The 13,493-nt window shown below is 52.4% G+C and carries 10 protein-coding genes; 3 read left to right on the top strand and 7 right to left on the bottom strand.

What is annotated here, in order from left to right:
* Nucleotides 1-41 precede the first annotated feature (41 nt).
* From DYE26_RS30175 to DYE26_RS30155, 5 genes are all read right to left on the bottom strand, one after another.
* Nucleotides 42-476 (bottom strand): NUDIX hydrolase, encoded by a 435-nt coding sequence (locus DYE26_RS30175; RefSeq protein ID WP_227872926.1) that lies wholly within the window; start codon nucleotides 474-476, stop codon nucleotides 42-44.
* 295 nt (nucleotides 477-771) lie between these two features.
* Nucleotides 772-2,391 (bottom strand): extracellular solute-binding protein, encoded by a 1,620-nt coding sequence (locus DYE26_RS30170; protein ID WP_036620227.1) that lies wholly within the window; start codon nucleotides 2,389-2,391, stop codon nucleotides 772-774.
* A 29-nt stretch (nucleotides 2,392-2,420) separates the two neighbouring features.
* Entirely contained in the window at nucleotides 2,421-3,341 is a 921-nt protein-coding gene (locus tag DYE26_RS30165; protein ID WP_036620226.1) for a carbohydrate ABC transporter permease, read from the bottom strand.
* Nucleotides 3,342-3,356: 15 nt separating this feature from the next.
* Entirely contained in the window at nucleotides 3,357-4,280 is a 924-nt protein-coding gene (locus DYE26_RS30160) for an ABC transporter permease (protein ID WP_036620224.1), read from the bottom strand.
* Nucleotides 4,281-4,452: 172 nt separating this feature from the next.
* Entirely contained in the window at nucleotides 4,453-6,228 is a 1,776-nt protein-coding gene (locus DYE26_RS30155) for an alpha-amylase family glycosyl hydrolase (protein ID WP_051985298.1), read from the bottom strand.
* A 391-nt stretch (nucleotides 6,229-6,619) separates the two neighbouring features.
* Here DYE26_RS30155 and DYE26_RS30150 point away from each other — a divergent pair, with 391 nt between their 5' ends.
* The gene (locus tag DYE26_RS30150; RefSeq protein ID WP_036620222.1) at nucleotides 6,620-8,368 is read left to right on the top strand and encodes a sensor histidine kinase; all 1,749 of its coding nucleotides are present in this window, start codon (nucleotides 6,620-6,622) and stop codon (nucleotides 8,366-8,368) included.
* Nucleotides 8,365-9,996 (top strand): response regulator transcription factor, encoded by a 1,632-nt coding sequence (locus tag DYE26_RS30145; RefSeq protein ID WP_036620219.1) that lies wholly within the window; start codon nucleotides 8,365-8,367, stop codon nucleotides 9,994-9,996. Before DYE26_RS30150 ends, DYE26_RS30145 begins: the two co-directional genes overlap by 4 nt.
* A gap of 845 nt (nucleotides 9,997-10,841) precedes the next feature.
* Here DYE26_RS30145 and DYE26_RS30135 read toward each other — a convergent pair.
* Complete coding sequence (locus DYE26_RS30135; RefSeq protein WP_036620218.1) at nucleotides 10,842-11,339, bottom strand: PTS sugar transporter subunit IIA; 498 nt, start codon at nucleotides 11,337-11,339, stop codon at nucleotides 10,842-10,844.
* A 90-nt stretch (nucleotides 11,340-11,429) separates the two neighbouring features.
* Between DYE26_RS30135 and DYE26_RS30130 the strand changes: the two genes are divergently transcribed.
* Complete coding sequence (locus tag DYE26_RS30130) at nucleotides 11,430-12,137, top strand: GntR family transcriptional regulator (protein WP_036620216.1); 708 nt, start codon at nucleotides 11,430-11,432, stop codon at nucleotides 12,135-12,137.
* A gap of 13 nt (nucleotides 12,138-12,150) precedes the next feature.
* Here the strand turns inward: DYE26_RS30130 and DYE26_RS30125 are convergent, their stop codons facing one another.
* Nucleotides 12,151-13,350, bottom strand: a complete 1,200-nt coding sequence (locus tag DYE26_RS30125; protein WP_036620214.1) for an enolase C-terminal domain-like protein — start codon at nucleotides 13,348-13,350, stop codon at nucleotides 12,151-12,153.
* Between the last annotated feature and the right edge of the window lie 143 nt (nucleotides 13,351-13,493).

Genomic DNA, 13,493 nt, shown 5'->3' with positions numbered 1-13,493 from the left:
GCTCTGATCTCAGGGCGGGGGTTTCTTGTTTTTGGGGGAATTTAATCGCGGGCGAGGATGTCCAGAATCAGTTTCTTTTGTTGCGCCGGCAGACCTTGTGGCCAGCGTCCCGGGTCACAGAACATATAGTCCGAGATTTCAACGCTGGGAGTAAACGTTCCGCCAACGATGTTTCCTCTAAAGACGAGATCGACTTTTGCCGGCTTCTTGTCATAAATAGCCTTGGCTAGTCCCGTTATTTGCAGCTTGAATCGGGTTTCCTCATAAATTTCCCTGACCAGCGCGGCTTCCGGCTGCTCCAGCTCCATCCAGCCTCCCGGTATGCCCCACGGCTCATCTTCGCGGTATGCGTGCTTCAGCAGCAGCACCTGCCCTTTCTCATTGGTGATCACGCCCACGACGGCAACCATAAATTTATGCTGGGTCCGGTAAACGACCCAGTTTTTGAATTTTTTTGACGGCATGTATTTATACATATAAACGAGCCAATCCCGAGGGATGAGGTTAACGAGTCTGGATAGCAAACAAACCACCGTCCTAGCTTCAGCCTTTCATGCACCATCCCGCTTGGAAAAATCCAATAGATTGGCGGCATCGACCGCAATATTGAAGCCGTGGGGATTCTGCCGCCCGGTCACTGCCGCAGATCCGGCTTCATTTAACAGTATAGCATTCGAGGTACTCCCGATACCATCACACGGAAAAACGCCCTGACCTTAGATCATTCTCTTCTAAGGTCAAGGCGTTATAATCTTACAGCCGCGCCGCCGTTTATTTCACGTTCATATAGCGGTCGTACGCGGCGGTGCGGATTTTCATCAGTTTGTCCAGGCCCATGTCGTTCAGCTTCTTCACGTAAGCCTCCCATTCTTCATCGATGCCGCCTTTCGTAACCCACTGGGCGCGCATCGCCGCCACATAACTGTCGATATCGGTCGTCAGGGTCGGCAGCTCCTGGAATTCCTCGGCCGTATACATGACGTTCGGGAACGGCGTAGTGACGTATTCGCTGCCCATTTTGTCGATCTCCAGCTTCAGACCGTCGCCGGCTTCGGGGTTCAGGACGATGTTTTTCTCGAAGGACGGGCTGACGTATTTCGGGCCGAAATCGCGCAAAGACTGCTCCCAGTACCAGGCATCGGCGCTGGTGCCTTCGGGCGGGTCCATCAGCGTGTAGGTTCCGTCGTCGTTTTTCCGGATGACCGTGCCGATCGCGCCCCAGAAATTTTGAATGCTCGCTTCGTTAGTGTAGAACTGGTCGGCCCAGCGGGCGGCCACCTCCGGATATTTGCACGACGTCGTGATCAGCAGTTCGTTGCGGTTAAAGCTCATCCCGTTCGGATTGCCCGGATTGTAACGTTTCCCGTCCGGCCCGGCGAGCGGCGGAATGGCCGCGTATTGACCGTTCCATTTGCCGAATACCGCGTCCGGCGTCCACTGGTTCGTAAACCCGACGATCGGAACATCGGCGTTTTGCTGCTTGGCCGATGTCATCGTGGCGTCCTGGGTGAACAGCTCTTTGTCGATCAAGCCCTCCGCGTACAGTTTATGCGCGTATTTGAGGCCTTCCTTGTATTCCTCGCTGACCGGGTAAAAGACGGGTTTGCCGTCCTTCACCAGCATGCTGTTGGCGTTGATGTCGGTGATGCCGAACGGATTCAGGAAATCCGGGGCCAGCCCGGTTTCGGTATAGGGAATCTCATCCTGCTTCCCGTTGCCGTTCGGGTCCCGCTCCTTAAACGCTTTCAGCACGTTGTAAAGATCGTCGACCGTATCGGGAACCTGCAGCCCCAATTTGTCGAGCCAGACTTTGTTGATCACCGGCTGGTTTTTCGTTTTCGGGCGCGAAGGCAGCCGGGTTGGCAGGGAGTAGATTTTGCCGTCCGGGAATGTGCTGATTTTTTTCAGCTCCGGGGTCTCCTCCATCGCCGCCTTGAGGTTCGGCATGTACTGGTCGATGTAATCGTCGAGCGGGCGGAAGTAACTTAAGTTGTTGACGATATCGGAATCGGAAAAGGTCTGATCGCCCAGGATGATGTCCGGCAGCGAGCCGCTAGCCAGCATGATCGATTTCTGTTCGCCCCAGTCGTTGGAGGACACGACCTGCCATTCGATTTTAACGTTTGTGTTCGTCTCCAGGTCCTTGAGCCACTGGTTTTGGGTGAACGTATCCCCCATATTGCCCCAGCGCATGGTTAGCACCTTAAGTGTTACGGGTTCGTTTACGATCGGCAGGCCTTCCTTGTTGAAATTGCCCGCCGCGTCCGGCTTGGAGCTGCCAGCGTTCCCGGCATTGCCGCCGCCGCAGCCGGCGAGTCCGAAGGCCAGCGCAGCCGCGAGCAGCAGCGGCACCCATTTTTTCGCCGCAAATTTACCGGCTTGTTTGTTCATAGAGCATCCCCCTTAATCATTGGTTTGTACTAACTTTTTACCGCGCCGATCATGACTCCCTGGTTGAAGTATTTTTGCAGGAAGGGGTATACGCACATGATCGGCACGGTGGCGACGATGATGACGGAATAGCGCATCAGGTTGGCCAGCCGGAGCGCGATTTGCGCGGCTTCGCCGGTGCCCATGCCGGACTGCATCTGGTTCGTGATCAGAATGTTCCGCAGGATCAACTGCAGCGGATGCAGGTCGGGATTTTTCAAATAAATCAAGGCATTGAAATAAGAGTTCCAGTAGCCGACGGCGATCCAAAGTCCCAGCACCGCGATGATCGCCTTGGACAGCGGCAGCACGATTTGGACGAAATAACGGAGGTTGCCGCAGCCGTCGATTTGCGCCGCCTCCCACAAATCCTCGGGAATGCTCGACTGAAAAAAGGTCCTGGCGACGATGATGTCGTACACGATGACGGAAAACGGCAGAACCATGACCAGAAACGTATCGTACAGGTGGAAATCGCGGACCGTTAGAAAGGTAGGAATCAGCCCGCCGCTGAAAAACATCGTAAAGATAAAAAACAAAGAGAGAAATTTCCGTCCAACGAGGTCTTTGCGCGACAGCGCATAAGCCGCCGAAACGTTGACGATCAGGCCGATGGCCGTGCCAACTACAGTATACAAAATCGTGTTCCGGTAGCCGATCCAAATATTTTCGTGCTTCAGCAGCTCCTTGTACCCGTCCAGCGTGAAGCCCTTGGGATAAAACCACACCTGCCCGTTCGCCACCGCGGACGGATCGCTGAAGGAGGCGACGACGATAAAATAAAGCGGATACATCAAAATGATCAGAAACAAGACCGCGAATACATACAGCGCCACCTCCATCACCTTGTCGGAGGATCGGTTGTTGACCGGCTGCGCGGCCGGACTTGCTTCCGGATGCCCTGATTCCATGTTCTTTTCCCTCCTTTACCAAAGACTGTTCTCGCTGTATTTTTTGGAGATCTGGTTCACCAGAATGAGCAGCAAGAAATTGATCACGGTGTTGAACAGGTTAACGGCCGAGGAAAAGCTGTACTGGCTGCTCAGCAGCCCGATTTTGTAAATGTACGTGGACAAAATTTCGCTGGCGGTAATGTTCAGGTCGTTTTGCATCAGGTACACCTTTTCAAACCCGACCCCAAGCAGTCCGCCGACCCGCAAAATCAGCAGCGTAATCGCCGTCGGCATCAGCATCGGAAGATCGATGTAACGGATTTTGTGCCAGCGGCTGGCCCCGTCGACCGTGGCCGCCTCGTACAAGCTCGGATCGACCGTGGACAGCGCAGCGATAAAAATGATGCTGTCCCACCCGACATGCTGCCACACGTCCGACCAGACGTACAAGCTGCTGAACCAGGCGGCCGAGCCTATCAGATCGGGCGCTTCGGCGCCGAACAATTTGTACAGATTGCCGACGAGCCCGGTGCTTGGGGAGAGCAATATAAGCATCAGCCCGACCATAACGACCGTCGAGATGAAATGCGGCATGTACGAGACCGTCTGGAAAAAACGCCGGAACCGGTTTGGGCGCATCTGGTTAACCATCAAGGCCAGCACGATCGGAATCGGAAACGTGGCGATGCTGTACAGGCTGATCACAATTGTGTTTTTAATCGTCGTGAAAAATTGATACGAGTTGAAAAATTTCTCGAAATGCTTGAATCCCGCCCACGGACTGTCCCCGATCCCCAAAGCCGGACTGTAGTCCTTGAAGGCGATAAGCACCCCGTACATCGGTTTGTACGCAAACAGCAGCGTAAGCACAAACGCGGGCAACAGCAGCAAATAAAGTCCTCCGTTGCGTTTGACCCGGCCGAGCGTCCGCCCCAGGCCGGGAGAACCGGATTTCATGACATCCCCTCCTTACTCTTCCAACAACCTAAGTATAAAGCCCCGCCTGGCGCGTTTACCGGACCGGAAACAGGCGCTAACCGGACTTTTTTTCGCCTGATCATGCGCTCGCACAAAATCGCCCTCTCCCGGCCGGAAGAGGGCGATAACGTAAACTGGACTATTATTGTCACTATTCGGACTTTGCGAAAATGCGATATCCCCACGGCGCCAGCGTAAAGCTCTGCTCAGCCCCGATATCCGTGTAAGATTGCCCGAAAACATCATAATAGCGGCCGGCGGAAGCTCCGGCCCGAACGGCCGCCGTGCGCGCCGTCCCCGACAGGTTGAGGAGCACGAACACCTTGTTCCCGTCTTTCTCCCGCTCAAACGCCAGCACCTGCCCGTCGTCCGCCGCCAAATATTTGATCGGCCCGCCTGCATTGCCGTTCCACAGCGCCGGATTTTCCCGTTTGGTTTGAATCAGCCGCTTATAAAAATCCTGCTTGGACAGATCGCTCCAGTCGATCTCATCCTTTTCGAAAAACTGCAGCCGTTTGTTCAGGCCCGCTTCCTGGCCTGAGTAGATCAACGGCATGCTGGGCACGGTAAAGCTAAGCGCGGCCATCAGGTTCTCCGCTCCGCCGAACATTTCGGAGGCGGTGCCTTCCCACGAGTTCGCATCATGGTTGGTAATGTAATTCATCGGGTAAGCGCCTCTAGGGTATTTTTTCGCCTGGGCCTCCAAAAAAGCTTTGACATCCGCGGCGCTGACTCCCCCGCCCGGAATCTGCTTCATGATATTGTAGAACAGCCCCATATTATAGTTCGAGTTGAAGGCTTGCCGCAGCAATCCAATTTGGGTATCGTCCTCGGCCAACATGTAAACCGGCTTGATTCGATCCAGTTCCCGCCGCGCCGTCTCCCAGAAATCCTGCGGCGCGCCGGAGGCGAAATCGGCCCGGAAGCCGTCGATGTCCGCTTCCCTTACCCAATAAACCATGGCGTCGATCATCGCCGCGCGCATGTCGCGATTGTCGTAATTCAGCTCGGCGGCGTCCGACCAGCCTTCCGGAGCGACGATGTTGCCGCCGGCGTCGGTCACGTACCACGATTTATTTTGTATCCACGGGTGATCCCAGCCGGTGTGGTTGGCCACCCAATCCAGCATCACCTTAAAGCCCATGTCGTGCGCTTTGTCCACCAGGTGCTGGAAATCGTCCATCGTCCCGAACTCCGGATTCACTGCCTTATAGTCCGCGACCGAATAATACGATCCTAACGTGCCGACCCGCTTCTCCTGCGAGATCGGGTGGATCGGCATCAACCACAAAATCTCCGCGCCAAGCTCCTTAAGCCGCGGCAAATGCGCTTCGAACGCCGCGAAAGTGCCTTCTTTCGTAAACTGCCGGACATTGACTTCGTAAATCACGGAATCCTGCGACCATGCGGGAAAATTAGCCTGACTGTCTTCCGGCCCGCCGGTAGGCGGCCCGGACGGCTCCTGGAGATACACCTCATCCGAACCTTCCTTGATCCATACTTCCTTCGGCCCCGACGCCGTCAACGCGACGTACTTATCGCCGCCCTCCTTGACCCCGTTCGTCTTGTCGACCACGATGAAATTAAGATGAGCGGCATTATCCTTGAGCGGGATGTCGAGATAAGCCCCGTAGCTTGTGGTTTGGTTGCCGTCAAAAGCGGCCGCCCCGCCCGGCCAGTTGCCGGCCTGCTCGGACGGCGTCTTTACGTCGCCCCACAACCACAGGCCCATATGGCCGTATTGCTGATCGGCGCGCTGATAGTGGACCCGCAGCGAGCCGTCCGGGACCGGGCCGGCGGCCTGCGTTACGCCCTCTAGGCTCGCCGCGCGGACGGGCTGAATATACGCGAAATTGCCCGCCATAAATACCGCTGCCATAAGCACCGCCACTACGGATGCCGTAAACGCCTTAAAACGTCTTGCCATTTTGACCATCTCCTTTTATTCCGCACCTATATACCGGTTGTACGCTTCGGTACGGATCTTCAGCAATTTCCAGCCCCATGTCGTTCAGCTTTTTCATGCATCATCCCCCGTTTCAGAATGAAAGCCGCCTGCTCCCATCCTCGAAAGTGTATTTTAGCCTGTGAATCCAAATGTTGTAAGTAGTTTTGGACACCTTCAGTATAAATGGTTACGGCCGGAAAAATCATAATGCAATTCAGACCTTCGTTTGCACTTTCCGGACTTTTCCCGCAAACCGCATGGACTCACGTATTCTTTTTTCGGCCAAAGGTTTTATAATAGGGTTAAACCTCCGTAAAAGCGCATTCATAGAAAAGCTAAGCGCGGGAAAGGATGCGGCGACTAGGAAGCCATGGCCAAACCAACGGAAAACAAACAGTATCCGCTCCGGCATTACGTGAACATCATGTTTCTGATTTCCTTCATCGTTCTTATCCTGGACTTTGCCATCAGCATTTCCGCGATCTCGATCGTCAAACAGCAGGCCACGCGGTATTTGCAGGATACGGCCGGCTTGTACCTGGACCGCATCAACCATGACTTTGCCTACATCAATCACTACACCGGGTGGACGCTGGCCAACGACGAAAGCCTGAAGGCGATGACTACGAGCCCGATGAACAGCCGGGAGTTTTTCGAGGCGAACGAAAATCTGCATAAACGGTTTACCGAGCTGCAAAAAAATTACGGACAGGAATACAATTTTTTCGTGTATTTAAAGAAGCAGTCGTTTTTTCTCAATTGCGCTCCGATCAGCATCTCCTATTCGGATTACCAGGCGCTGAAGGAACAGATTATCGCCAACGCCAGGCAGGATCGGAACGTTTACGAAAAGCTCTATTCCAAATGGACGCCGGTTCGGGTCAACGGTAAGTTTTACATTACGAACATTGTGCCTTATTACGACAGCTACATGATCAGCCTGGTTTCCGCGGATAACCTGATCCGCCCCCTGCGCGAGATAAATCTCGGGGAGAACGGCTTCGTGTCCCTGATCGCCGAGAACGGACAGAGCATCACCAGTCCGGTTTCCAACAGGGGCCAGGTGCTGAACGATGTTCCGCAGGCCTCTTCCTCCCCGGGCCTGTTCCAGGCCGGAACGACAGTGAATGGGCAGTTCACGAACGCTACTTTTCACGTCAAGCTGGTCATCCAGTTCGGAACCTTTGAAAAAATCATGATCGCCCAGCTGTTGATCCTGCTTTTGGCCGTGATCATTACCTGCAGCCTGGGGTTCATTTTGCTGTATTTCCGGAACAAGGTGCTGCGGCCGATCAAAAACTTTTCCTATAACCTGGCGTTTTGGACAGAAGAAGGCGAACCGCTGGAGTTTCAGGGCAGCAAAATCATTGAGCTGGAGAAAGCGAACAAGCAGTTTTTAAACCTGATCGGGCAGATCAAAAAATTCAAAATCGACCTGTACGAACGGGAGCTGGAAAAGCAGCGGATTCAGCTCGATTATATGAAGCTGCAGATCAAGCCGCATTTTTTCTTGAATTGCCTGACGTCCATCTACAGCATGGCGCAAATGCAAATGCACGAGGAAATCGAACGGATGGCGCTGTCGACCGCGAAATATTTCCGCTACATCTTCCAAAACGACGGGGACTTCGTCAAGCTGGGGGACGAAATCGAGCATGTGCGGATTTATCTCGAGATCCAGCAGCACCGTTATCAAAATGCCCTGGCCTACCGGATCGAACAGGAGGAAAATTTGGCGGAAACCGAAATCCCGCCGCTCGTTCTGCAGACATTCGTGGAGAACGCGGTCAAATATGCGGTGTCCCGGGTTGCGGAAGCGCGGATCGAGCTTGCGGCCGGCCTGCAGCTGGACGCCGGGGAAGAGCGCCTCGTGATTCGCATCTCCGATACCGGGCCCGGGTTCCCGCCGGATATTCTGGAGAAATTGCAAAGCGGGGTTTCCTTGGAACAAACGGCGGGCACCCGTATCGGGATCATGAACACGCTGCAGAGACTGGACTCCCTTTACGATAAACAAGCGGCAGTATCGTTCTTCAACAAGGAGGACGGCGGCGCCTGCGTAATTTTATCCCTCCCGGCCAACGTGGCGGCGGGAACGAACAGGAGTGTGGCCTTATGAACGCGTTGGTTGTGGACGACGACTATTATGTCGTTACTGCCTTGGAGAAGAAAATCGACTGGGGGGCGCTGGGCATCGAAACCGTATATACGGCGAACAACGTGGCCCAGGCGCGGGAAATTTTGCAAGAGCACCCAGTGCAAATTCTCATTTCCGACATCGAAATGCCGCAGGGCAGCGGGCTGGAACTGCTGGCGTGGATCCGGGAGGAGCAATACGCCGTTCAGGCCATTTTTCTGACCAATTACGCCGATTTCAACTATGCGCAAAAAGCGATCGAACTGCAGAGCTTCGAATATTTTCTCAAGCCGATCGAGTTCGACAAGCTGATGCTGATCATTCAGAAGGCGGCGGCCCGGGCGAAGGAGCAGCAGAACCAGGAAAAAGCGATTCAGGAGGGATACTTCTGGCAGAAAAACCAGGCCAAAATCGTCGAGTATTTCTGGCGCAAGCTGGTAAGCTTAAGCGTACCCGCACCCGTCAAGCCGGCGGCCGTGGCCCAGGCGATGGAGGAGCAGCCTCTCTCCTACCGTATGACCGATCTCTTTCAGCCGGTGTTGATCCAGCTGTTTCCCTTTAGCGGCAGCATGGGCCGGGAGGAGAAAGGGCTGTTCGATTTCGCCCTGCTTAATGTGCTGTATGAGCTGCTGCAGGATGATCCGCGTTTTTCCGTCGAAACTATTTTGGAATACAAAGACTACAACTGGATCGCCATCCTGAAATGGAACCGGCCGCCGGAAACGGCGGCGCTGGAGCGGTTGTGCGCTTGCTTGATTCAACGGGCCGGCCAATATCTGAAATGCGACGCTTGCTGCTGCCTTGGGTTGTCCGGGAAGTTGGAGGGTATCGGCCCGGTCCTGCATCAACTTGTGGCGATGAACGAAAATCTGGCCAAAACCCGCAATCAAATCTACCTGGCCGAACGCGATTATGCGCCAAGCAGGCCGGAATATGCTCCGCCGGATTTAGCGCGTTTGGAGCAGCTGCTTGACCAAAATGATCCCGCCGCGTTTCTGGAGGAAACGTCCCGGTATCTCCGGGACCGGCTGAATCACAGGAAGCTGGACACCGCCAGCCTGAGTTTGTTCCGGCTCGATATCGTGCAGCTGGTGTATGCTTTTCTTAAGATGAAAGGCATCGAAGCGCATAAATTGTACGCCGGGCGGGCCAATGATCAATTGCTGGCGCAATCCCTGCACTCGCTTGAGGACATGGAGGAATATGTGAAGTATTTGGTCAACACCGCCATGGCCTACCGCAATTTCGCCGCCGAGCCGAAAACCGTGGCCGAGGAAATCAAGCAGTATATTCACGCCCATTACGGGGATGAGCTGACCCGGAGCGACCTGGCGGAAGTCGTCTACCTTAACCCGGATTACCTGGCCCGGCTGTTCAAGAAAGAAACGGGCGTTTCGCTGGGAAGCTATGTCATCCAGGTCCGCATTTCGGCAGCCAAGCAGCTGCTCAAAACGACCAATCTGTCCGTTTATGCGGTGGCGAACAAGGTGGGCTACGCCAACTACTCGTATTTTTCCAAGCTGTTTAAGCAAGAAGTGGGGGTTACGCCAAATGAGTACAAGAAGAAGCCCCGGGGTTCGGAGCTGCAAGCGGCGGCGGAGCGGGGGTGATGTGCGCGCAAGAAACGTCTACCGGCGTACTTTCAAGGAAGCCGGGCAAGGCCGCTTGACAGGGAGGGCCGGTAACCGATCGTGGCAAGAAATATCGGCAGATCAATATCTGCTGTCCGGACGCTTTGCACGATTATCCCGTTTGATCCGGAAGCAGATAGGAAGGTAAATTCAGGAGAAGAAAATAGGTTTGGGAGCAGCAGACATGTTCGAGATCATTAGTTCCAGATCGTTAGACAGGTTTGTGAGAAGGAGGTTTGGAGAAGTGAAGCAGACCTGACGGGAGAAATGGGGCGAGACACCGGGAAAAATGATTGGGCCGTGATTAGCCCCCTCTCCCCCCTGAACAAGAGGGATAATCGTGCAAAGCAGCATGCAGGGATACCAAGACACGAACGCTATAGAATGAAAATTTAGAGAAAATGAAATGCACTGATTTGCACTTAAGCAAGTGTTTGGCTACATATCCGGATAAGTAAATGCATATTTTACGCAGATTCCTTGTACTCATAAATACAAAAACCCACCCTCGGTTCGAAAACCTTGGAGTGGGTTTTGACTTGCTATACTTCAAATGTGCTTTCAAAGTAGGGGCCTCTGACTTGATTTGCGTAGTTTTTAATCACTTTCCGGATGGGAGCGGGCAAAAGATGATGTAATTCCATATCATCGATAGGAATCCAATAAAATTAAATTCAACATGCCCTCCCGGCAAGAATTATTATCCATCCCGATACAATGAGCAACCAGCAAATAATTATGGGATAAGATAATTCCTCTCGCTAACACATGGTATTTTTCAGCCTCACCCATGTTCATCCCGCCCCATCCCTTCCAGGGTTAATTTAGAAATGAATCCGCAGAACCGTTTCCTCCAGCGAACCTTGAGCGATATCAATCTGTTCGATGCTCTTGACGGCCTCTTGTCCCGCGGGAACGACAACGGGCGTAATGACGGAGTATCCCTCCCGGCGGATCAAATCGATATCGAACTCAAGCAGGAGCTGTCCTTTTTTCACCCGATCGCCGCTCTTTACATGGGCTTTAAATCCCTCTCCTTTCAGCGCCACGGTATTCATGCCGACATGAATTAACAGTTGAACTCCGGATTCATGCTCAAGCAAAACGGCGTGTTTGCTTTTCTCCATGATATGGGCGATTTTGCCCGCAAATGGAGCGGCAACCTTGCCCGAATCGGGAAGAATGGCGAACCCTTCGCCCATCGCTTTGCTGGAAAAAGCTTCATCCTCCACTTGATCCAAAGGTATGATTTTCCCCGGCAGAGGGGATGGAATATCCAGGTACGGCAGGTTTTCCTCTTTTTTCTTGCGTTTAAAAAACATCTGTTTTACCTCCTGATCTAATCTATGAATCTGAGTTATACTTGAGGGGAAATCAACAGCCTTGATTCATGCGTTTAGGAGGAGCCCTTCATGAACAAGAAAGAATTTGTCATTAACGATTTGCTGAGCAAAATCTACCAGAACTATTATCCCGATTGGAAACTGCCAACCGAGCGGGAACTGGCGGCACAATACAAGGTTTCCAGATATACGATCCAAGAATCGATTAAAAAGCTTAAAGACATGGGCATGGTGAATGTCATTCAAGGCTCGGGTATTTTTTTGAATAAAAATCTGCAAACCAGTCCGTTAATTTACAATTCTTTGACCGAAAACCCCTACTCTAGTATAAAATCCAAAGTCATCGAATTGCAAAAACAACCGGCCAGTCCCGAAGACCAGCAAATTTTCGGAATTACCGGCAATGATGAAGTATGGGTGTACTGCAGGTTAAGAATCGTGAATTATCGCGCCATGCAAATTGAGAGATCCAGATTGCCGGTCGCGCTGTTCCCCACCCTTACGCCTCAGGATGCCGAACAATCGATCCAATCGTATGTGTTAAAGCACAAATATACCATCTCCCACTATCTCAACACTTACGAGGCCATCGCGCTAAATAAAGAACAAGCCATGCTCTTGCAGCAAAAAAGAAAAAGCCCGGCCATGAAAATCTCAAGCCGCGGCATCTTAAGCAACGGCAAAATTTTTGAAACCAGCGAAATTGTCGCCATCGATTATAGATGCACCTATTTTACGGCGTTTAACAATGAGCATCATAAAAGAAGAACGCAATAAGAACGGGCGCTCATCAAGGTGTCACGATCGTCCCGTCCGGTATTCTCGCCTGCGTCCATTCATGCATTCTATACTCGACGGGATATTTTCCGACCATCGGTTCATTGAAATCCACTCCGATACCCGGCAAATCGATCGGATAGATATAACCGTCTCTGGCATCAAAAATCGGCGAAAAAAGGCTGCGCGTACGCTCCTTGATCGGAATATTTTCCTGGATGGCCGCGCTGTGCAGGTGTATATTAAGATGCGTATTGACAGCGGCGCCAATCGGAGATATATCCGACGGAGTGTGCCAAGCGATCCGGACGCCGAAAGCCTCACATAAGGCTCCGAGCTTCAGCGCGGGCGTAATTCCGCCGATTTGCGAGACATGGCAGCGAAGAAAATCGATCTGCCGGTTGACAATCAGGCTTTTCCATTCCAAAGGATTGTTAAACAATTCCCCGGTGGCAATCGGCGTTGAAGTTTGCGTCCGAATCTGGCTCAGCCATTCGTTCTGATCGGGCGGCAACAGGTCCTCGATAAAGTAAGGCTTGTACCGCTCAACTTCCTTGGCAAATTGCACCGCTTGGTTAGGAAAAAGGCGCTCATGCACATCATGCAAAATGTGGAACTGATTGCCGTATTTTTGCCTTAGCAATGAAAACATCTTTATCGTTGTTTCCATATACTCGTCTTGATCAAAATAAGACCCTTCCGTGCAATTTTCCGGGACGTGCAGACGTGTCGGATTCCCTCCGTAGAAGCCAAGCTGGCAGCGGATATGTTTATACCCTTGTTCCAAGAGGCCGTCGATCTCTATATACAAGTCTTCGATGTTATCGGCAACCGCATGCGTATAAGCGGGAATCGCGTCCCTGGATTTTCCGCCAAACAGCTGGTATAAAGGCATGCCGGCAAGCTTCCCCTTGATATCCCACAAGGCCATATCCACGCCGGAAATGGCATTATTGGTGACCGGTCCATTGCGCCAATACCCGTTAACCATCATCATATGCCATAAATCCTCAATATGATTAGCGTCTTTCCCCACTAGTATGGGTTTGAGGTACTCTTCTACCATCACTTGAACGGCTTTGGGACGCTGTTGAAAAGTCGCGCAGCCATATCCGGTTATGTTTCTATCCGTGGTTACCTTAACAACTACGAGATTATGCCGGTCGGGTTTAACCACAAAACATTCAACATCGGTAATTAGGGAAGGGATCATGCTATTCCTCTTTTCTGTAATTTCTTAGTCCATTGAAACATGTTTAAAGCGGGGAATCAATTTGGTCGGCAAAAAGCGTTCAAAAATAAAATAAACCAGTCCAATTTTAATATTTACATCACAAAAACCTTGTCAAATCAACG

The sequence above is a fragment of the Paenibacillus macerans genome, assembly GCF_900454495.1.
Taxonomy (GTDB): domain Bacteria; phylum Bacillota; class Bacilli; order Paenibacillales; family Paenibacillaceae; genus Fontibacillus; species Fontibacillus macerans.
This window is presented reverse-complemented; position numbering and strand designations above follow the sequence as displayed.